The organism is Chryseobacterium sp. G0162, assembly GCF_003815715.1.
GTDB lineage: Bacteria > Bacteroidota > Bacteroidia > Flavobacteriales > Weeksellaceae > Chryseobacterium.
In genome coordinates this window covers 867,016-888,983 of the sequence record NZ_CP033922.1, presented here as the reverse complement: position 1 = coordinate 888,983, position 21,968 = coordinate 867,016, and the positions used below count along the sequence as shown (strand labels likewise).

Below are 21,968 nucleotides of genomic sequence, written 5' to 3'. Positions count from 1 at the left end.
AAAAAAATATGAATTCATTGATTATTCTTCAATGAATTTTTCAGAAATAACGTCTTTGTTAGGTTTTGCTTTATGATGTGAATTTATTTTGTATGAGCTTATAAATTAACTACTTGCTTATTACTGTTGATTTCGCTGTTATCTATTTTTGGGGAAGCTGGTCATCAGGTATCAAAGTAGATTTTTTAGGAACTTGCTGGGTGTTTTTTATGTCTTTTGTAACGAAAAGATAGATGTTTAATCTATTTAAAACCCCCAATTTAGACTCTTTGAATTCTTTTTGAAGGAAATTCGATTGAAGGTTGGACTCTGGTAAAAAAATAAAAAAAGGATACCAACATTTGTTGGTATCCTTAATAGATTTATAATGTGTTAAGATTACTCTTTAATCACTTTTTTAACTACTACATCTTTATCAGATTTTACTTCAATAATGTAAATTCCTTTTGGATGAGCGGATAAATTAATTGCTTCTTTATCACTATTAATATTTCCGTTTTGCAATTTCTTACCAGACATATCATAGATAGTGAATGTTGATTTCTTAGGAGCGTTTAAGATATTGGTTACATCTTTGGTCACAGAAGGAGCAACAGCAAAATTGCTTAAAGCGCCTTTTGTGTCTTCTTTAGTTCCTAATACTTCAGTATATCCTGTAACTATAATTGAATAGTTTTGAGGAGCTGTTACGCTTGGAGTAGCGTTATTAACCAATGTACCTTTGTGAAGGACTTCAATCTTGTAATTTCTTCCTGCTACTGGAGCATCAATGATTACTTGTTCTACGTTATCTACAGTATTGTCACCTTTAGTTGCAGGAGTCATAGGATTGATTGCGTTAAGCTTCCAAGGCATGTATACTGTATTATTGGATGTATCCGTAATTCTTAAGTCTAGGTCATTTACAAGTCTAGAGTTTCTGTTATTGTATGCGCCTTCCCAATCAATATTTTCAGGAATCTTAAATTCTGGGTCAATCCATGAGATCGTCACTTTAAGTGGTTCACTTCCTGAAGCTTTTACTACTTGAGAGTTTGTGGTTCCATTGTTTAGTACCTCATCTTTGAAGATTACTGATCCGTTAGATTTCCCAACTAGAAGTTCAGCTCCCTTTTTTGCGTTAATGAATCCCCACCCGAACCATGGATCTGGTCCTACATTTCCTGCTTCAGAAGCAGAGTGAATCATTAGGGTTTTTGCAGAAGCAGCTTTTAATTCAGCGTTTTGAAATAACTGCTTGTTGATCTGTGTCCATAGACCGATGATACCAGTAACTACTGGTGCAGAATACGACGTTCCGCTACCTACTGTTAAGCTAGCACTACCAGTTGTATTTTCTGCCGTTGATGCACTACCAACGTCAGTTCCAACTGCTGCGATGTCTGGTTTTATACCACCATCATCTCTTGGACCTGCACTACTGTAGTCTGAGTGAATAACATTTGCAGCGGTAACATATCTGCCATCATTAGCTGTGATTCTATCTGTAGCTGCTACTACGATAATATTTTTTGCCAATGATCCAGGGCCAATACAGTCAAAACCTTGGCTGCAGTTTTGCGTAGGAAGGGTATCTGTTGCTGTAAAGGCAACATTGGTATTGTTGCTGCCTCTATAATATGACGTAGCAGTGCTTCCGGCAGCTGGTCCCATTCCAAAATAGTTACCTGATGATTTTACGATGATGTAGGTTGGGTTATTGTAAACAATGGCATCATAACTTTCATCATTGTCAAAATAGGTACCTTGTAAATCCATAGAGGTGCTTGGGCTGGTGAATGCACCATTCCATACCCATGAGTTAACTCCGTTAACTGCTTTTTCTGCCCATCCTTGGTTAGTTCCATAAGAGTGATTGGAAATCTTTGGCTGAGCAATTAGTATTTTTTCAAATACAGTGCTAAGGGCTGTGTTTCCAGGTAATACAGAATCACTGAATGCATAAGAATCTATTGTAGAATTTTTTGCAATTCCTTGGAAGTTTACTGATCTGGATGTCCCGTCTGTGAAATTTAATGTCTGAGTATGGGCTCTTGCTCCCATAAACCCGGAAACCGCAGTAGAATGAGCACTGTAATTCATTGTACTCGCTTCTTTATTCGTAACTCTTCCGGTCATGTTATCAAAGAAAGGGTGTGCCGCATATACTCTTCCGCCATCAAAAAGTGTGTATTTGATGTTTTCTCCATTGAATGAACCTGTAAGTCCGGTAATCGTTCCGTTTTGAAGAAAATCGGAGTTGGAGTTTTTAATCTGATCCATATCTTCTACTTGATTGAAGTATGGAATTCCACTTGGTGTAAAGCCTGCAAGGTTGTTTCTCTGTTCTTGAAGTTCCTTTAAAACCACTGAATTTTTGCTTGTTGCAGAAATTCTTCCTACATAAGAGTCAAACTTAGCGCTGTTCTCTTTGTTTTGTCTTTCAAATTCTCTTTTTAATCCTTCATTGTTTTGCGCACTTATCATCGAAATGGCTAAAGTGCTGACCAAAAGTAAATGTTTCTTCATAATGGTTAGTAAAATATTAAAAATTGTAACGGTTCAAATATAGTGTAAAATATTTTTAAAATGTCTTTTTAGTGAATTAATGTTATTTTTTTTATTATTCCTTTTTCTTTTTACTGCTTTTTATTGCTTTGTTTTGTTTGAATTGTTAATTGTGTTTTATTTCTATATTTTTAAATTGATTTATTGTTTTTAAGTGATGTTTTAAAGACAGTAAATTCGAAAAAATGAAGTAACTTTACATTCTCTTTTTTATAAAAAAGTTAGAAAATTATATGTATTTAATTTTTGACACAGAAACAACAGGTTTACCAAAAAATTTCAATGCTCCGCTTTCAGATTCTGATAACTGGCCAAGAATGGTTCAGATTGCATGGCAGGTGCACGATGATGATGGTAATTTAATTGAAAATCAGGATTATATAATAAAACCTGAAGGATATGATATTCCCTTTAACGCTGCTAGAATTCACGGGATTACGACGAAAATTGCTAATGAGGAAGGACGTGATCTGGAGGAAATCTTAGAAGAGTTTTCTAAAGTTCTTGAAAAAGTAAGGGTAGTTTCCGGTCACAATGTTGAATTTGATTACAATATTGTAGGAGCAGAATTTTATAGAAAAAATATACAAAACAACCTGCAAGAAAAGCCCAGAGCTGATACGATGATTCTGGGAACTGATTTCTGTCAGTTAGGAGGAGGTCGTGGAGGAAGATATAAATCTCCAAAACTTGAGGAGCTTTATGAAAAACTTTATGGGAGTAAATTTGATGAAGCCCATAATGCGGCGGCTGACGTAAATGCTACTGCCAGAGCTTTCTTTGAAATGATAAGAATTGGAGTAGTTCCCGCTGAAACGTTAAAGATTTCAGAGGATCAGTTAGCTTATTTCAAGAGTCTTTATCCGGATCCGATCAAGCCTTTCAATATTGTCATCAGAAGGCAGGTTGCAGATTTTCATAATAAGAAAAAGCAGCAGGATTTTGGAAGTATTGATGAAATTGATTTAGGAAAATATTTCAATTTTGATAATCACAGTGTTTTTTCAACATTAACAGCTACTTCAAGTATTAATGATCTGATTAAAAAGGCTTCTGATGAAAACTTTCCAGCGGTCGGAATGGTGGATCTGGGAAATATGATGGGAGCTTTCAAGTTTGTTTCTGCAGTGGAAGGAGCTAATGGAGACAGAGCTAAAAAGCATAAAGAATATCTGGCTAAAAAACAGGAGGCTGAAGAAAATGAAACCGAATTTAATGAAGAAGAACCTGTTTCTGCTCCGTTAATTCCTGTGGTAGGATGTGAATTTTATATTTCAGAAAGGTATGAACAAAAGCAGTTTACCAAAGATGACCCGGACAGGAGAACTCAGGTGGTACTTTTGGCAAAAGACTTTAATGGGTATAAAAACTTAGCAAAACTTTCAAGTATTGGTTTCTTAAAGGGGTTCTATTTCGGGGTTCCGAGGATCAGCCGCGAACTGATTGCTGAGTATAAAGAAGGTATTATTGCCCTGACTTCCGGAATTATGGGAGATATCCCTGATGCTATTTTAAATACCGGTGAACAAAAAGGGGAGGAACTTTTCAAATGGTGGAGTGATACTTTTGGTGATGATTTTTATGTTCAGCTTCAAAACCACAATCTGCCTGAAGAAGAACACTTAAATGAGGTTCTGCTGTATCTGGCAGATAAATATAGCGTTAAAATTCTGGCTCAGAACGAAACTTTTTATACCAATAGAGATGATGCTAATATTCAGGATATTGTAAGCTGTATCAAAGACGGTGAAAAGCTTACAACGCCTATCGGGAAAGGGTTTGGAAAAAGGAGAGGGCTTGCTACCGAAGAGTATTATATGAAAAGCTCTGATGAGATAAAAAAAGCTTTCCTTGCTTATCCGGATGCATTTGAAGCATATGAAGAGTTTTTTGCAAAATTTAGACCTTATACCTTAAAACGAGATGTTCTTCTTCCGAAATTTGATATTCCTGAAGAGTTTATCCATGCAGAAGATGAGGTAGATGGAGGGAAAAGAGGGGAGATGGCTTATCTTACCCATTTGACCTATGAAGGAGCGAGAAGAAGATATGGAAATGATGGAATTACAGCTGATGTCAAAGAACGTCTGGATTTCGAATTGGAAGTAATTGCCAATACCGGATATCCTGGGTACTTCCTTATTGTTCAGGATTTCTGTAATGAAGCCCGTAATATGGGGGTTTGGGTAGGACCGGGAAGGGGATCTGCAGCTGGATCTGCCGTTGCTTACTGTATCGGAATTACCAATGTTGACCCTATTAAATATGATCTCCTTTTTGAGAGATTCCTGAATCCGGAAAGGGTTTCAATGCCGGATATTGATATTGACTTTGATGATGAAGGTAGAGATCGTGTTATCAAATGGGTAATTGAAAAATATGGGCAAAGCCAGGTAGCACAGATCATTACCTATTCCGTATTGGGAGGGAAATCTGCCATTAAAGATGCCGGAAGGGTACTGGATGTTCCAATTCCTGATACGAACAATATTGCTAAACTTATCCCTTCTACACCAGGGATGAATATTGCGAAAGCATTAGCAAAATATGATAAACTGAAACCGGAAGAACAGATGCTTGTTGATGAGATGAGGTATGTTCTTGAGAGTCCTGATGATTCACGTCATGGAGTACTGGCAAGTGCTAAAAAGATGGAGGGATGTATCAGAAATACCGGAATTCATGCCTGTGGGGTAATTATTACTCCGGAAGATGTAAGTAATCTGGTTCCGGTAACTATTGCTGCTAAAGATGCTGATATTCTTGTATCTCAGTTTGATAACTCGGTGGCGGAAAGTGCTGGTCTTTTGAAGATGGACTTCCTGGGTCTTAGAACTCTTACAATCATTAAAGATGCTCTAAAACTGGTGAAAGCAAGATATGGGTTAGATATTGATCCGGATCTTATTCCATTGGATGATGCTAAAACATATCAGTTATTTAAAGAAGGGAGAACGGTCGGGATTTTCCAGTATGAAAGTCCGGGTATGCAAAAATACATGAGGGAGCTTAAGCCTACAGTTTTTGCGGATCTTATTGCCATGAATGCATTGTATCGTCCGGGACCCATTAAATATATTCCAAACTTTATTAACAGAAAGCATGGTGTTGAAGAGATTGTTTATGACTTACCGGAAACGGAAGAATATTTAAAGGAAACTTACGGAATTACTGTTTATCAGGAACAGGTAATGCTTTTGTCTCAGAAACTGGCCAACTTTACAAAAGGTGAGGCAGATACGTTGAGAAAAGCAATGGGTAAGAAGCAGATTGATGTTCTTAACAAAATGTATCCTAAATTTATTGAAGGAGGAAGAAAAAACAATCTTAATGAAGAAAGGCTGGAGAAAATCTGGAATGACTGGAAAGCCTTTGCAGAATATGCCTTCAACAAATCTCACTCAACATGTTACGCTTTTATTGCTTATCAAACAGCCTATTTGAAAGCGAATTATCCTGCAGAATATATGGCGAGTGTAATGAGTAATAACATTAACAATACTGACTCGATTACCATGTTCATGGAGGATTGTAAGAGTATGGGAGTGGATGTTCTGGGCCCAGATGTGAATGAATCTCAATATAAATTCTCTGTAAACGAAAAAGGTCAGATCCGTTTTGGTCTGGGAGCTATTAAGGGGATCGGAGAAGGGCCGAGTGAGGCGATTACGAGAGAAAGAGAAAACGGAAGGTTCAAAAATATTTATGATTTTTTTGAAAGAATATTGCCTTCACAAATGAATAAAAGAGTAGCTGAAAGTTTAGTGGTTGCCGGAGCGTTTGATGAATTGGATGCTTTTCATAGAGGTCAGTATTTTGATATTGATATGGCGGGAAGAACCAATCTTGAAAGATTGATCAGATACGGACAGAGCTTTCAGGAAAGTAAAAACGAAATGGAGTTTTCTCTGTTTGCAGATTTTGCAGATGAAGTTCAGATTGAGCAGCCTAAATTACTGCCTTGTCCGGAATGGCCGAATATGCATAAGCTAAACAAGGAAAAGGAGACCATTGGATTCTATCTTTCTGCCCATCCGCTGGATGAATTTAAGTATCAGTTCCAGTTTATGCAGGGAAGACTTTCTAAGAAATCAGTTCTGGAAAAAGATGAAGAGGAAAAAACAGTAACCGATGAAGCTCCTGTTTTGGAACAGGATTCACAGGATGAAACTACCGACATTACTGAAATTGTTTCTGATGAATTATCTGTAGGAGAAGAAGAAGTGATAGAGGAAACCACTAAAAAAGCAGAGCCAAAAGGAAATTTCTTATTCTTAAATCTGGATGAGGTAGATGCTTACAAAGAGCAGGCTTTTGCCAATAAACAGGAAGAATTGTTTGAAGAAAAAAAGAAAGACTGGAAAACACTTCAAAAGGAAAGAGAAAATGGTGGTGGTGGAAAAGAATATACTGTAGCAGGTCTTATCACGGAATATAGAGTTCAGGATGGTTTCAGAAGTGGTGAAAAAGTAGCTTTTGTGACCTTGGAAGATTATTCCGGTTCTTATTCTTTCAGATTGGGGGATAGGGATTATATGAGGCTAAAGGAAAAGCTTGAAGTACAAAGATTTGTTATCTTTAAAATCAAATTTGCTCAGGTAAAAGATGGAAGGGTCTTTGTGAATGTAAATGATGTGATTGAGCTTCAGGAAGCATTTGAGAGATTTGCTAAGAGTATTTCTTTAGTGATGGATGTGATGGATGTAAGATCGGAGGATCTGGATTTCTTCAGGACGGTATTGGATAGAAATAAAGGAAATCAGAAATTAAAATTCTTTATTAAGAATATTGAAGATGATTCCCAAATTGAAGTTCAATCTATGAAGCATTCTGTAGATTTAAATGGAGATCTCATTAAAGAAATACAATTACTTAATAAATATGAGTTCTATTTGAACTAAAAAGATAAATTAACGAATAAAAAAAGTGGCCTAAAGCCACTTTTTTTTGGTAGATGACCTAAAGACTTGATAATATTTGTTTTATGTGGAAAATATTATTTTATGTTAAGTTGTAATTTTTTCACAGGTAGGGTTTTAATTTTATTTATTGTAATAAATTGATAATTAATATTTTAAGTGGTTTATTTTAGATTGATAAATAATTGTTAAAATTAAATAATTGTTTAATTTTATTCAAAAATAATAGATATTTATAATTCACTAATTAATGTTTTTTAATATTTTATGATATTTATTTAAATATTTTTTACTTTTACCGCCCTAACTATTATTATTACTATTATGAAAAGAATTCTACTGATGTGCATGATGGCTCTTGGTATGGGAGCCTCAGCACAGATCCTCGTTAATGAGGGATTTGAAGGTGGGTCGTTATCTCCTGGATGGACCTCTTCTGCGTTACCTACTACTGCATCACAGACACCATCAATAGGAATGTGGTCGTCTGGTACTGCTTGTGCAGGATCAAATATGGCTTATAGGAACCTTTACAGCAGTGTAACGTCTTATAATCTTGTTTATTCTTCTCTCAATTCCAATGGCCTGGCTCTTGATTATTCATTCCAGTATGCAGCTAAAGGATATTCATCCACCGCAAGTACCAAAGGAAACTTCACAGCTGAGTATTCCTTAGATGGTGGAGGGAATTGGACCACTTTGGTTGCTCCTGTCAATCTTGATAGTCCGGGCACTACTCCCATTTCTTGTACTACTGTTTCAGGAACAATTCCTGCGGGAACAATTCCTGCCGGGGCGGATTTTAAATTCAGAATTACGGCGAACTATGTCTCTCCTGGGGATTTTTATTTAGGATTTGATGAAATCAAATTAAGCCAGCCAATTACAACGCCTCCAGGATGTACCACGTTAGTGGCGCCTGCAGCAGCGGCAACCGGAGTTTCCAGAACTCCTACACTAAAATGGAACAGTGCAGCCGGAGCTACCGGGTATTTGATTAATATAGGAACTACTCAGGGTGGAACCGATGTATTGAATAATGTAAATGTGGGAAATACGCTTAGTTATACTCTTCCTGCAGCAAATATCCTGAATTATTCAACAACATATTTTGTAAAGGTAATTCCTACCAATGATCTTGGATCTAATACAGGCTGTTCAGAAAGTTCTTTCACGACTTTGAATATTGGTTGTCCTACTGTTTCAGCACCTAGCTCAGCGGCAACTGGAGTTTCTGTACTTCCTGCTATTACCTGGTCATCAGTATCAGGAGCTACCGGGTATAAGATTTCGATAGGAAGTACAACAGGTGGAACTGATATCATGAATAATGTAGATGTAGGAAATGTTACCACTTATACTCTTACAACACCATTGTTGTTTAATACTAAATACTATTATACGGTTAGTAGTTATAGTCCTACATCTGTAAGTTCAGGTTGTACAGAAAGAACCTTTACAACAGCTACTTTATGTCCTTCCGTTTCAGCACCTAGCTCGGCAGCAACAGGTGTATCGGTACTTCCTACTTTCACATGGACTGCAATTGCTGGCGTTACCGGTTATAGAATTACGATTGGTACTACCACTGGCGGAAATGATATTATGGATAATTTTGATGTAGGAAATGTTGCAACTTATACGCTTACTACACCATTGGCTTTCAATACGAAATATTATTATAAAGTCATTGCTTATTCAGGAAGTACGGTAGGAACTGCTTGTTCGGAAAGAACCTTTACAACGACAGTTCTTTGTCCTACAGTTTCTGCACCTAGTGCAGCGGCAACCGGTGTATCAGTGCTTCCTACTTTTACATGGACTGCAATAGCCGGGGTTACGGGATATAGAATTACTATGGGAACTACCGCAGGAGGAAATGATATTATGGATAATGTGGATGTAGGAAATGTAGCTACCTATACGCTTACTACACCATTGGCTTTCAATACGAAATATTATTATAAAGTCATTGCTTATTCAGGAAGTACCGTAGGAACTGCATGTGCGGAAAGAACCTTTACAACAAGTACTTTGTGTCCGGTAGTGACAGCACCTAGTTCATCAGCTACTGGAGTTTCAGTATTGCCTGCCTTCACTTGGGATGCAATAACAGGAGCTACAGGTTATAGAATCTCTATGGGAACTACTTCTGGTGGGGTAGACATTTTGAATAATGTAGATGTAGGAAACGTTACAACCTATACACTTACCACGCCACTAGCTTTCAGTACGAAGTATTATTATACAGTGACTGGTTATGCTGGAGGCTTAACGGGAAGTTCTTGTACAGTAAGAAACTTTACGACCCAAGGAACATGTCCTTCTGTAACTTATCCGGCAGATTTATCTGCTATTCAACCGGTAAAACCTACATTCAAATGGAGTCCAATTGTGACAGCGACTTCTTATACCTTAACGATTGGAACTACTGCTGGTGGCTCTGATATCATGAATAATGTAGATGTAGGAAATGTTACATCATATACACTTACAACAGCTTTGACGCCAGGAACAAAGTATTACTATAAAGTAAATACAACTACTTCAACAGGCTGTACTGAAAGATCATTTACCGTAAATGCTAATCCTGCACCAGTTAATGATGACTGTGTAGGAGCTTTGGTAGCGTCTTCTTTACCATATACTTATTCTCAAACTGATGGGGCAGGCTCTACCAATGGAACCGGATTTATTACTGCCTGTTCTTCTGCTTCTAATGATGGTATGTGGTTTAAATTTACAGGAAACGGAAATGAAATCACGGTAGCGGCAAAAAATACTACAGCGTGGGACCATAAGATATCTGTATATAGTGGAAGCTGTGGTGCTCTTACTTGTGTAGGCACTGCGGATGCAGTGTTCTCAAGTGTAGGTAGTACAGAAACCTACACCTTTAATTCAGTGGCGGGAACTGTATATTATGTAAATGTGGGATATTATTCTTCGTCAGTAGACAATCCGGAAGGAAATTTTGACCTCAATATTACAAGCAGTTCACTATCAACATCTGAAGTGGTTTCTGAGAAAGTAAAAGAAATAAAAGTTTATCCTAATCCATTTACTGATACACTTAATATTTCTGATATTTCTAAAGTGCAATCTGTTTCTGTTATTGATCTTGCGGGAAGAGTAGTGAAAACAATTGAAAAACCTTCTTCTGAACTTCAATTAACAGACCTGAAACAAGGAATGTATTTGATCGTGTTACATCTGAAAGACGGATCAAAACAAGTGGTTAAATCAATTAAGAGATAAAACCAATTAATATAAGAATTTAAAGCAGTAACTTAACGGTTGCTGCTTTTTTTTAATATTTTTTTAATGTTGTATTAAAATTATTATTAATTTGGTAATATATTAACACCTTAAAAAAATTGTATATGAAGAAAATCTTACTCTTGTGCTTGCTGATGGTAAGCATGATTTTAAATGCTCAAATCACCTTAGGTGGAGGAAGCTCAATGGTTGGAAAAGTTCCAATCGATAACTTTTGGGAATATTCCTATTCCCAACAGATATTCAAAAAACAGGAAATTAACACGAATGCTGCAGGAAATATTACGGGACTTAAATTCTATGTGAATCCCAATGTAAATATAACTGACGCATCAGATTGGGTTGTCTACCTGGGGCATACTTCGAAGTCTGAATTTGCTTCTGAGTCTGATTGGGTTGCTCTTTCAGATCTTACAGAAGTATATGCTGGTACAATCAGTGCTGTAAATGATGTGGTAGAGCTTACATTTTCAGTTCCTTTTCCTTATAACAATACGCAGAATTTAGTCGTTGCAGTTGATGAAAATAATCCGGAATATAATTATTCAGAAGATCGGGCATTTTATGTTCATAATCTTAATAATGTCCCTAAAAGTGCAATTAGTACAGTAGGTTATTTTGAAGATTGTGATCCTGCTGATCCTAATGAAGGTGAATTGTTAGGGTATAGATCTGTTATTACTTTTATAGGGCTTACTCCCAATGCAGTGCCTTCCTGTACTAATGTGATGTCTCCGATAAACAATGCGGTGCTAGTTCCTATATCTCCTGAAATTAGTTGGTATGCATCATCCGGGGCTACAAGCTATAAAATCTCCATCGGAACCACTCCGGGAGGATCAAATATTGTGAATCAGCAAATTGTAAGCACTACAAGTTTTACTCCGTCAACTCCTCTTTCTCTTAATACAACTTATTACGTAAGAGTAGTGGCAGTGGGATCTGGAGGTGAGTCTTCGGGTTGTTTTGAAACAAAATTTACCACTACACCACCGCCGCCATCTAATGATGAATGTGCTGCTGCTATTACTTTGACGGTGAACCCGGACTTAAGCTGTAGTGCCGTCACTGCAGGAACTACCATTGCTGCAACAAATTCAGGGTTAGATACAGACCCTTGTTATGGAGCTGCTGATGATGATGTATGGTATAAATTTACTGCAACAGAAGCCAGCCATATTATTTCACTTAGAAATGTAACCTCTGTTGGATCAGAATTCGATGACAGTGCTTATTTCCAGGTGTTGAGCGGTGACTGTACAGGTTTAGCAAATGTTGTATGTTCCTCATATACTGGATCAAGTGTTGTTACAGGGCTTAATGTAGGTGAAACTTATTATGTAAGAGTTTACAGTTACAGTGAAGGGGGAGAGTATGCTCAAAGTTTTAATATATGTGTAGGTACATTGCCACCACCTCCAACCAATGATGATTGCGCTACAGCGGTTACATTGACGGTAAATCCAAGTATAAGCTGTGGAGCAGTAACTGCTGGGCATACCCTTGGCGCAACAGACTCTGGAGTATCTTTGGATACCTGTTCAGGTAATCCTGATGATGATGTATGGTTCAAATTTACCGCTACTTCAACTAAACATGTTATTACACTGAGTGATGTAGTTTCTATTGGAGATTACAATACTACGGATACTTATTTCCAGGTTTTCAGTGGAGATTGTGCTACTGGATTGACAAATGTTGTATGTTCAGATCCATTATCAAAAATTGTTGATGGGCTTACCGTAGGTACTATTTATTATGTAAGAGTATTTTCTTATGGCGGAACAGGTCGGGCTATAGGCTTTAATATATGTGTAGCAACACCACCTCCACCTCCGGTAAATGATGATTGTTCAGGAGCTTTGATTGCATCTGTATTTCCTTATAGCTATACACAGGCTGATGCATTGGGAGCTACTAATAATAATGGTGTGATTGATATTTGTTCAGACAATATGAATGATGGAACATGGTTTACTTTTACAGGAGATGGTACTGTTTATGATATTAAAGTTACGATGCCTGCAGGAATTGGTTTTGACCCTCAGATAGGGGTGTATAGCGGTACATGTGGTAACTTATCTTGTGAAAATACGGTTGATAATGCTGGTGCGGGAGGTGCAGAAACAATTTCGGTATCAACGGCCGCAGGAACTGTATATTATGTGAATGTAGGACATTATGATAATACGGACGATCAGGCAGAGGATGTGTTTACCATTACTATTAATAAAGAAAGTCTTGGAACTTCAGAGGTATCTAAAGCTAAGAATGAAATTAAAGTATATCCAAACCCATTTGCTGATGTTCTGAATATTGCAAGAGCAGATCAGGTGAAGTCGGTATCTGTTACAGATGTTTCAGGAAGATTGGTGAAAACGATTGAAAGCCCTTCATCTGTCCTTCATTTAGGAGACTTGAAACAAGGTCTGTATATGGTGATTTTGAATATGAAAGACGGAACCAAACAAACAGTGAAAGCAATTAAAAAATAAATATGAGTCTATCATTCATTATACAATGAATCTTTTATTTAATTCAAAAAAAGATGAGCGAAAGTTTCGCTCATCTTTTTGTTTTTAAAGATCTATCCCTTATTATTTGTCCGGTACTGGTTGTATGTCTCCTGTATTCATAAGGTCGAAAACAGTTGGGAAGAACATTACAAGGATAAAGTAAATAATAATCATCAGTGCTATTAATGCGAAAAGAATAATTACTAAACTATTCGGTTTATTTTTCTTTTTTGGTTCCATGACTTTGTGGTATTTGGTGAATAGATTAAACTAATATTCACTATCAAGCTAATTTCTTGCCACATTGTTTGCAGTATCTTGCATCATCATCAATATCTTCATTACCACAACGGTCACATACCTTTTCCAGGTTTTGTCTTTTGTTTCGCATTTCTGCCGTTACAATTCCCGTAGGAACAGCAATAATGGAATAACCAGCCAACATTAGAACGACTGCGAAAAACTTTCCCAGTGGAGTGATCGGGGAGACATCTCCGTATCCTACGGTAGTCACAGTTACTACGGCCCAGTAAATTGATTGTGGGATGGTTTCAAAGCCCTGTCGGCCGCCCTCCACCATAAACATGAGAGAGCCTACAATCACTGAAAATATAATCAGAAACAGAAGGAATATGTAAATTTTTCTTGAGCTGTTTTTTAAAGCCCTTACAATAAGATATCCATCATTCATGAAATCCAGCAAATTGAAAATCCTGAAAACCCTCAGCATTCTCAGCATTCTGAAGATCAGAAAATATTTAGTAACGGGAAAGAAGAAACTTAGATAAAACGGAACTAAGGCAAGGAAGTCTATGATTCCGAAGAAACTGAAGATATAATGTTTTTTATTTTTTAATACGGAAATCCGCATACAATATTCTGCGGTAAAAAAAATAGAAATAATCCATTCAATAATCAGGAATGTATAATGAAATCTTTTGTCAAGCTGAGGTACACTTTCCATCATAATAATGGCGGTACTTGCAAGAATTAAAGATAATAAGATGATGTCAAATAATTTTCCGAGCCTGGTATCAGAACGATAAATTATCCGGTAAAGGTATCTTTTCCAAAGCCTATCTTCAGGAACAAGATTATGCTCTCTTTCCATTTTGAATGTTTTTTAAAATTAACAAATTATCGTTATTTTCGTAGCAAACATACAGAATAAAATGACAATAAGAAAAGTAATTGCAGAAATAGATAAACTCATTCCTTTACAACAGGCAGAAGGCTTTGATAACGTAGGTTTGTTATGTGGAGTTCCCGATCGTAATGTTTCAGGAATTTTGGTTTGCCATGATGCATTGGAAAATGTGGTAGATGAAGCTATTAAGAAAAACTGTAATCTGGTTGTATGTTTTCATCCTATTATATTTTCTGGGCTAAAATCTTTAACCGGGAAAAATTATGTAGAAAGGACGGTTTTGAAAGCTATTGAAAACAAAATTGCTATTTATGCCATTCATACGGCTTTTGATAATGATTTCTTTGGGGTGAATCATGGGATTTGCAGTCAATTGGGTTTAAAGAATATGAAAATTCTTCAGCCTAAAGAAAATAACTTAAAGCAATTGACAGTTTTTGTTCCTAAAGATTATTCTGAAAAAGTAAAAGAAGCAATGTTTTCTGCGGGAGCCGGAAATATAGGATTTTATGATGAATGCAGCTTTACAATCAATGGAAACGGAACATTCAGGCCTGTTGAAGGATCAAATCCATTTTCCGGACAGCAGAATATTCGGGAAAATGCTAATGAAGATATGATCTCTGTAATTTTTGAAGCTTATAAAGAAGGTCAGATCATTGGAGCAATGAAGACGGCACACCCTTACGAAGAAGTGGCGCATCAGGTCTATAGCTTAGATAATAAAAATCATCATGCCGGACTCGGAATGTATGGTGAACTGGAAGAAGAAATGGATGAAAAAGATTTCTTAGGATTTGTGAAAGAAAAATTCGGGCTTGACATCATAAAACATTCTGCTTTTAATAACAAAAAAATTAAAAGAGTAGGAGTGCTTGGAGGTTCCGGAGCCAGTGGAATACGTTCTGCAATTTCCAAAAAATGTGATGCTTATCTTACCGGAGATCTTAAATATCATGACTATTTTTTAGCAGAGACTAAAATGCTGATTTGTGATATAGGACATTATGAATCAGAACAATTTGTAAGTCAACAATTATTTGAAATTTTGTCACAAAAATTTAGTACATTTGCAATTTCAAAATCTATTGAAAAAACAAACCCAGTAAATTATTTCATTTAAATATGGCAAAAACCAACGATATTTCAGTTGAAGAAAAATTAAGAGCTTTATACGATTTACAGATCATTGATTCAAGATTGGATGAAATCCGAAATACTAGAGGAGAATTGCCAATTGAAGTTGAAGATCTTGAAATCGAGATTGAAGGTCTTGAAAAGAGAGCTGAAAAATTTCATGCAGACATCAAAGATCAGGACGATCAGATTAAAACAAAGCATGAAGTTATTAACCATGCAAAAACTTTAATTGAGAAATACAAATCTCAGCAGGATAATGTAAGAAACAATAAAGAGTTTGAAGCATTAGGGAAAGAAATGGAATTCCAGGATTTGGAAATTCAACTTGCTGAAAAAAGAATTAAAGAATTCGGAGCTAAAATTGCTCACAAAAACGAAACTTTAAGCGAATTAACTTCAAAGATCGACGATTTAAAAAACCACTTGAAATTCAAGAAAGAAGAATTAGAAGGGTTGATCTCTGAAACGCAGAAAGAAGAAGAATATCTTATTGAGCAGTCTAAAGAATTCGCAGGTAAAATTGATGAGAGATTATTAGCTTCTTATAACAGAATCAGAACAAACTCTATCAATGGTCTTGCAGTAGTAGGATTAGAAAGAGGAGCTCCAAAAGGATCTTTCTTCACCATTCCACCACAAAAGCAAATGGAAATCGCTCAGAGAAAGAAAATCATTATTGATGAACACTCTGGGAAAATCCTTGTTGACGATGAGTTGGTAATGGAAGAAAACGATAAAATGAAATCTGTAATTAAATTCTAATTATTGATTTTCAACAATACAAAAGCTGTTTCATTTTGAGACAGCTTTTTTTGTTATTATTTAAAAAAATAAAAAAATCCATTAGCTTTAGCCAAAACTTAACAATGTCCATTGCTATTAAAACCCACAAAAAAAACCGCTTCAAACGAAGCGGTTATATTTTATTTAATCCTGATGCTCATACATTTTATTGTAAAGACTCATAAACTTCTCTTTTACGGCCTTTCTTTTCAGTTTCAGCGTAGGAGTCAGAAGTCCGGTTTCAATGCTCCAAACCTCAGGAGTCAGTTCAATTTTCTTGATTTTCTCCCAATTTCCAAGATGTTCGTTAATTCCGTCAATTTCTTTTTCAATTCTCTGTTTCAATTCTGCACTTTTTGCAATTTCTTCAGGAGTAGAACCAATGTTGAGGTTATTTCTCATGGCCCAGCTTTTAGCAAATTCAAAATCAGGCTGTACCAACGCACACGGCATTTTTTCACCATCACCTACCACCATAATTTGCTCAATAAATTTCGAAGCTTTGGCTAAGTTTTCAATCGTCTGAGGAGCTATATATTTTCCACCGGATGTCTTGAACATTTCTTTCTTACGGTCGGTAATCTGTAGGAATCCATCACTGTCAATATGACCAATGTCTCCTGTTTTAAAGAATCCGTCTTCTGTAAATGCTTCTTTGGTCATTTCTTCATTCTGAAAATACCCTTTAAACACAGAAGGTCCTTTTACTGTAATTTCACCGTCCTCCTGAATTTTCACCTGTAAATTATCCAACGGAATTCCAACGGTTCCAACTTTCATTTTTTCAAAGCTGTTTACAGAAATTACGGGTGATGTTTCCGTTAATCCATATCCTTCCAAGACAGGAATTCCTGCATTCTGGAACATTAAATTAAGCCTTGTAGATAAAGCTGCTGACCCTGAAACCAAGGTAATGATTTCACCGCCTAAACCTTCTCTCCATTTTGAGAATACCAGTTTATCAGCAATAAGTTGCTGGATTCCTGATGGCTTGGAAACAGTCTTCTTTTTGGTAATTAAATTTAAAGCCCAGAAAAATATTTTTGATTTTAGTCCTCCGGCAGAAGAACCCGTATTATAGATTTTATCATATACTTTTTCTACCAGCCTTGGAACAACAGTCATGTAATGAGGCTTCACCTCCTTTACATTTTCACCCATTTTTTCGATACTTTCAGCGAAGTAAAGAGAAAAACCGTTATATTGATAAAGGTAAAAAAGCATTCTTTCAAAAATGTGGCAGATCGGAAGAAAGCTTAATGCTCTTGTTTCCTTATAATCCAGGCTCTTTTTCTTAGGAATCCTTGGGATGGAGCCTAATACGTTGGAGACAATATTATTATGGGTAAGCATTACCCCTTTCGGTCTTCCTGTAGTTCCTGAAGTATAAATAATAGTAGCTAAATCTTCTGTATTAATAGCATTGGAAAGGTCTTCCACTTCAATTTGTGTAGATTCATCCTCACCAAGATCGAGAATTTCGCTCCAGTTGGCAGCACCACTTATTTTATCAAAAGTAAAGATCCCCTGTAGAGTGGGAATGTTGTGCTTTACTTTCATGACTTTATTAAGCAGTTCTTTGTCAGAAACAAAACAGTATTGTATTTCAGCATTGTTGAAGATAAATTCATAATCTTCCGGAGAAATACTTGGATAAACCGGTACTGAAACAACACCGATTTGAGAAAGACCAAAATCCATAATAGCCCATTCCGTGCGGGAATTGGTAGTGATCAAAGCGATCTTATCACCCGGTTTTATACCTAGCTTCAGTAATCCTCTGGATATCTTATTTCCCTCATTAATAAACTCCTGTGTAGAAGTTTTTTTCCATTCACCATGATACTTCGTTACAAACATATCCGTTTTAGGATATTTAGCTAAAGCGTAGTGCGGAATATCGAATAATCTCTTGATCGTCATGATTTTTTAAATAATTTATAAAGAAATCTAAATATAAGCATTTTTTTTAATTGTATACATCTGAATACAATAATTAGAGATAAGTTAAATGTGTGCCATAACAGTTTTGGCTGAAAGCGGCTCTGGAGGCTGTAAAACCGGATTAACGATCTGGTGACACCAGGAAATATCTCTTCATCACCAATGGGTTTTATAAATCATATCAGTATCCATTTTGTAAGTCATCAACATGATAAATGCTGCATCCCAAACCTTGTATCCAGGATCACTTCCATCTCCCTTTCCATCAGTATTTTCCCTACTTTTAATTTATTCTTTCAGATTTGCTTAAAAAGTGTAAATTTACGGCTATCTAATTATTTTTTTTATGGACTTTAATTTATCGGAAGAACAGCTGATGATTCAGCAGGCGGCAAGAGACTTTGCACAGAACGAACTATTACCTGGGGTTATTGAAAGAGACCGCGACCAGAAATTCCCTGTAGAGCAGGTGAAGAAAATGGGAGAAATGGGACTTTTAGGAATGATGGTGGATCCTAAATACGGTGGTGCAGGTATGGACAGCGTTTCTTACGTGCTGGCAATGGAAGAAATTGCAAAAGTAGATGCTTCTGCGGCGGTTGTAATGTCTGTAAACAATTCATTGGTTTGTGCCGGTCTTGAAAAATTTGCTTCTGAAGAGCAAAAAGTAAAATATCTTACCCCTCTTGCAAGCGGGCAGGTAATTGGAGCATTCGCTTTATCTGAGCCGGAAGCAGGTTCTGATGCAACATCTCAGAAAACAACTGCTGAAGACAAAGGAGATTACTACCTTTTAAATGGTATTAAAAACTGGATCACCAATGGTGGAACAGCTACGTATTATATCGTTATTGCACAGACTGACCCTGAGAAAAAACATAAAGGAATCAACGCTTTCATCGTAGAAAGAGGTTGGGAAGGTTTTGAAATCGGGCTAAAAGAAGATAAATTGGGAATCAGAGGAAGTGATACACACTCTTTGATCTTCAACAACGTAAAAGTTCCAAAAGAAAACAGAATCGGTGCAGACGGGTTTGGTTTCAATTTTGCAATGGCTGTATTGAATGGAGGTAGAATCGGTATCGCTTCTCAGGCATTAGGTATCGCTTCAGGAGCTTACGAATTGGCCTTGAAATATGCTAAAACAAGAAAAGCGTTCAAAACGGAGATCATCAACCACCAGGCTATTGCATTCAAATTAGCAGATATGGCGACTCAGATCACGGCAGCAAGAATGTTATGTTTCAAAGCAGCTTGTGAAAAAGATGCTGGAAAAGATATCTCTGAAAGTGGTGCTATGGCAAAATTATACTCTTCTCAGGTAGCTATGGATACTACTATTGAAGCGGTACAGATTCACGGTGGATACGGATATGTGAAAGAATACCACGTAGAAAGATTAATGAGAGATGCAAAAATTACTCAGATCTACGAAGGAACTTCTGAAATCCAGAAAATTGTGATCTCAAGAAGCATCGCAAAATAAATAATAATAAAACACACACTCTATGAAAAAATCTTTGTGGATCATCCTCGGTGTCGTACTGCTATTGTTAGGAGTATTTGTATGGTATAAGTTCTTCTTCGTTTTCGGAGAAGGGGTAAAATCCGGATACCTGAATTATGCCATGAAAAAAGGCTATGTCTTCAAAACGTATGAAGGAAAATTGATTCAGGAAGGATTTGGAAAAGGAAAAACAGGAGGTATTACAAGCTATGAGTTTGAATTTTCTGTAGATGACCCTGAGGTTTTCAAACAACTGGAAACCAATAGTGGTAAAACCTTTGATCTTCATTACAAAGAATACAATGGCGCTCTTCCGTGGAGAGGAAACACAAAGTTTGTCGTAGACAAAGTTGTGAACATGAAATAATAGAAAAGGCTTCCGTTTTGGAGGCCTTTTTCTTTTTAGGAGCTTTTCCCGCTATCCACTCATACTCCTCGCGCCATGCTGCCTCTTTGAGGGCTAATCCATGCTGTGGGGTAACCGTTCTAGTTTATGAGTAATGAGTAATGATTGATGAATGATAAATGATATTGCGGTTAAGTATCAATATTTGCTTTACTATATTAGTCGAAGAGTGTTCGCATCATAACTTTTATATCTCTCTCCAATTTTGTCATCCTGTAAGGATCTCACCCCATTCATTTTTATTAAATACCAATTATCCATCCGCATATCAACATCAATAGGAGTGGGCTTTAGCCCGCTCAAATAAATCATATTCTTTCGGCTTTAGCCAAAACCTAAAATCAAACACAGATCCCACAAATAGTTTCACAAATATCACAACCTGTCATTGCTGGTGTTGTGAAACAATTTCATCTCAGAATTCCAGACACAAATTCCTTGTCGCCTTATCCATTAAAAAAATCAGAAACATCTGTGAAAATTCGTGCCATCTGTGGTTTAAAATAAGCTTCACTTAAAGATAAAAACAAAAAATCCATCACAAGGATGGACTTTGAAATTCTAGTGAGAATCCTGATTAGGAATATTGTTGTTTTTTTTCTTTTTATAAAAATAGTATCCAATACCACCAATCAGAAATACCGGCCATAAAGGAAGAAGAAAAAGAAAGATTGAAGTAATTACATCCCAGCCCGATTCAATAGCAGCCAATGATTTTCCACCAAAAGTTTTAGGCTCTTTTTCTGATGCTGTTTTATCGGTGATATTGATATCGATGCTACAGATGGTGTTGTCTGCATAATTACGCCCTGTAACCTGAATATCTCTGGTTTCAATATCTCCTATATTGCTGTTTAATGCTTCCATTAATCCATCAAAATGCTGGATTGGAACTTTGATGTTCAGACTGTAAACCTTTTGATTTTCATCACGAGGATTGGCTGATTCAATATAAGACTGGTTTTCACTTTTAACATATCCATTGTTCTTGATAGCTTCTTCTCGGATAATTTCTTTTACCGTTTCAGCATTATCTGCTCTTACGACAAGATATCCTGTTTTTACCATTTTATCTTTTGGCATATTCAGTTCATAGCTATCATTCTTCGGTTTCTCTTTGTAAATGATTTTGGTTTCCTTAATTACCTTAGGAGCCGGAACATTTGTGGCCACTTTCTCAGCCTTTTTGACTGTAGAATCCTTTTTCTCAATCTTTGATTCCAGTTTGGTAGATGCAATTTTATCAGATAGTGAATCTACCATTTTGGAAGTGCTTTCTATTTTATCCTGGATATCATTTTTAGCCCCTTCAATATCTTTTATTCTGATACTTGCTGAATCAAGAGCCTGGTTTGCCGTTTTGCTGGCATTATCAATAGCGTCTGAAGCAACAGAAGCAACACTGTCTATACTGTGGGCTGCATCCTCAATATTGGATTGAGAAGCTCCACCTTTTTGACTACACGCAATAAAAGTACCTGATATAGCAACGAGTAAGATGAACTTTTTCATAACATTATTTTTTTGATGAAGTAAAATTACTCACGAAGATTCTGAAGTATTTGTAAATGGGATGTATTCTGGTCGTAAAATGATAACTATAATATTTTCAGTGTTTTGTATTTGTTTTACAAGGGATTTACAAAATGCTTTTTATACTCAATTTAAGACAATTGCGATTTAGATGATCTTTTTCCGAATAGTAAAGTTGGAGATATGAACATTCCATTCCTTTGGAGGAGTGTCAAAAAAAAATCCGCAGAAATTTTTCTGCGGATCT

The 21,968-nt window shown here is 36.4% G+C and carries 12 protein-coding genes; 7 read left to right on the top strand and 5 right to left on the bottom strand.

The window, feature by feature from the left end:
* Positions 1-378: 378 nt before the first annotated feature.
* Positions 379-2,508 (bottom strand): S8 family peptidase, encoded by a 2,130-nt coding sequence (locus EG344_RS04100; RefSeq protein WP_123908437.1) that lies wholly within the window; start codon positions 2,506-2,508, stop codon positions 379-381.
* Between the two features lie 272 nt (positions 2,509-2,780).
* On the opposite strand from EG344_RS04100, the gene dnaE reads away from it, so the two are divergent.
* From dnaE to EG344_RS04085, 3 genes are all read left to right on the top strand, one after another.
* The gene (gene dnaE / locus EG344_RS04095; RefSeq protein WP_123908436.1) at positions 2,781-7,448 is read left to right on the top strand and encodes a DNA polymerase III subunit alpha; all 4,668 of its coding nucleotides are present in this window, start codon (positions 2,781-2,783) and stop codon (positions 7,446-7,448) included.
* Between the two features lie 342 nt (positions 7,449-7,790).
* Positions 7,791-10,724: a T9SS type A sorting domain-containing protein gene (locus EG344_RS04090; RefSeq protein ID WP_123908435.1), complete on the top strand. Its 2,934-nt coding sequence runs from the start codon at positions 7,791-7,793 to the stop codon at positions 10,722-10,724.
* A 125-nt stretch (positions 10,725-10,849) separates the two neighbouring features.
* The gene (locus tag EG344_RS04085; RefSeq protein WP_123908434.1) at positions 10,850-13,240 is read left to right on the top strand and encodes a T9SS type A sorting domain-containing protein; all 2,391 of its coding nucleotides are present in this window, start codon (positions 10,850-10,852) and stop codon (positions 13,238-13,240) included.
* A gap of 102 nt (positions 13,241-13,342) precedes the next feature.
* Here EG344_RS04085 and EG344_RS23755 read toward each other — a convergent pair whose 3' ends face one another.
* Together EG344_RS23755 and EG344_RS04080 are read right to left on the bottom strand one after the other, a co-directional pair.
* Positions 13,343-13,501, bottom strand: a complete 159-nt coding sequence (locus tag EG344_RS23755) for a hypothetical protein (protein ID WP_164464383.1) — start codon at positions 13,499-13,501, stop codon at positions 13,343-13,345.
* Between the two features lie 43 nt (positions 13,502-13,544).
* Complete coding sequence (locus EG344_RS04080; protein WP_123908433.1) at positions 13,545-14,372, bottom strand: ion transporter; 828 nt, start codon at positions 14,370-14,372, stop codon at positions 13,545-13,547.
* Positions 14,373-14,433: 61 nt separating this feature from the next.
* Here EG344_RS04080 and EG344_RS04075 point away from each other — a divergent pair, with 61 nt between their 5' ends.
* Both EG344_RS04075 and EG344_RS04070 read left to right on the top strand, forming a co-directional pair.
* Positions 14,434-15,531: a Nif3-like dinuclear metal center hexameric protein gene (locus EG344_RS04075; RefSeq protein WP_123908432.1), complete on the top strand. Its 1,098-nt coding sequence runs from the start codon at positions 14,434-14,436 to the stop codon at positions 15,529-15,531.
* A gap of 2 nt (positions 15,532-15,533) precedes the next feature.
* On the top strand, positions 15,534-16,310 hold the full coding sequence (locus EG344_RS04070; protein WP_123908431.1) for a zinc ribbon domain-containing protein: 777 nt from the start codon (positions 15,534-15,536) through the stop codon (positions 16,308-16,310).
* A gap of 165 nt (positions 16,311-16,475) precedes the next feature.
* Here the strand turns inward: EG344_RS04070 and EG344_RS04065 are convergent, their stop codons facing one another.
* Positions 16,476-18,254 (bottom strand): AMP-dependent synthetase/ligase, encoded by a 1,779-nt coding sequence (locus EG344_RS04065; RefSeq protein ID WP_123908430.1) that lies wholly within the window; start codon positions 18,252-18,254, stop codon positions 16,476-16,478.
* Between the two features lie 367 nt (positions 18,255-18,621).
* On the opposite strand from EG344_RS04065, the gene EG344_RS04060 reads away from it, so the two are divergent.
* Positions 18,622-19,761 carry an acyl-CoA dehydrogenase family protein gene (locus tag EG344_RS04060; RefSeq protein WP_068942298.1) on the top strand — a complete coding sequence of 380 codons (1,140 nt, stop codon included), beginning with the start codon at positions 18,622-18,624 and terminating at the stop codon, positions 19,759-19,761.
* A 22-nt stretch (positions 19,762-19,783) separates the two neighbouring features.
* Positions 19,784-20,149, top strand: a complete 366-nt coding sequence (locus EG344_RS04055; RefSeq protein WP_123908429.1) for a hypothetical protein — start codon at positions 19,784-19,786, stop codon at positions 20,147-20,149.
* 600 nt (positions 20,150-20,749) lie between these two features.
* On the opposite strand, the gene EG344_RS04050 is transcribed toward EG344_RS04055, so the two are convergent.
* Positions 20,750-21,700, bottom strand: a complete 951-nt coding sequence (locus EG344_RS04050) for a DUF4349 domain-containing protein (RefSeq protein WP_123908428.1) — start codon at positions 21,698-21,700, stop codon at positions 20,750-20,752.
* Between the last annotated feature and the right edge of the window lie 268 nt (positions 21,701-21,968).

What these genes read in the sequence shown, in the direction of transcription:
- EG344_RS04100 (WP_123908437.1), bottom strand. Translation starts at nt 2,508, where the DNA reads ATGAAGAAACATTTACTTTTGGTCAGCACTTTAGCCATTTCGATGATA.
- EG344_RS23755 (WP_164464383.1), bottom strand. Translation starts at nt 13,501, where the DNA reads ATGGAACCAAAAAAGAAAAATAAACCGAATAGTTTAGTAATTATTCTT.
- EG344_RS04090 (WP_123908435.1), top strand. Translation starts at nt 7,791, where the DNA reads ATGAAAAGAATTCTACTGATGTGCATGATGGCTCTTGGTATGGGAGCC.
- EG344_RS04055 (WP_123908429.1), top strand. Translation starts at nt 19,784, where the DNA reads ATGAAAAAATCTTTGTGGATCATCCTCGGTGTCGTACTGCTATTGTTA.
- EG344_RS04065 (WP_123908430.1), bottom strand. Translation starts at nt 18,254, where the DNA reads ATGACGATCAAGAGATTATTCGATATTCCGCACTACGCTTTAGCTAAA.
- EG344_RS04085 (WP_123908434.1), top strand. Translation starts at nt 10,850, where the DNA reads ATGAAGAAAATCTTACTCTTGTGCTTGCTGATGGTAAGCATGATTTTA.
- EG344_RS04080 (WP_123908433.1), bottom strand. Translation starts at nt 14,372, where the DNA reads ATGGAAAGAGAGCATAATCTTGTTCCTGAAGATAGGCTTTGGAAAAGA.
- dnaE (WP_123908436.1), top strand. Translation starts at nt 2,781, where the DNA reads ATGTATTTAATTTTTGACACAGAAACAACAGGTTTACCAAAAAATTTC.
- EG344_RS04050 (WP_123908428.1), bottom strand. Translation starts at nt 21,700, where the DNA reads ATGAAAAAGTTCATCTTACTCGTTGCTATATCAGGTACTTTTATTGCG.
- EG344_RS04070 (WP_123908431.1), top strand. Translation starts at nt 15,534, where the DNA reads ATGGCAAAAACCAACGATATTTCAGTTGAAGAAAAATTAAGAGCTTTA.
- EG344_RS04075 (WP_123908432.1), top strand. Translation starts at nt 14,434, where the DNA reads ATGACAATAAGAAAAGTAATTGCAGAAATAGATAAACTCATTCCTTTA.
- EG344_RS04060 (WP_068942298.1), top strand. Translation starts at nt 18,622, where the DNA reads ATGGACTTTAATTTATCGGAAGAACAGCTGATGATTCAGCAGGCGGCA.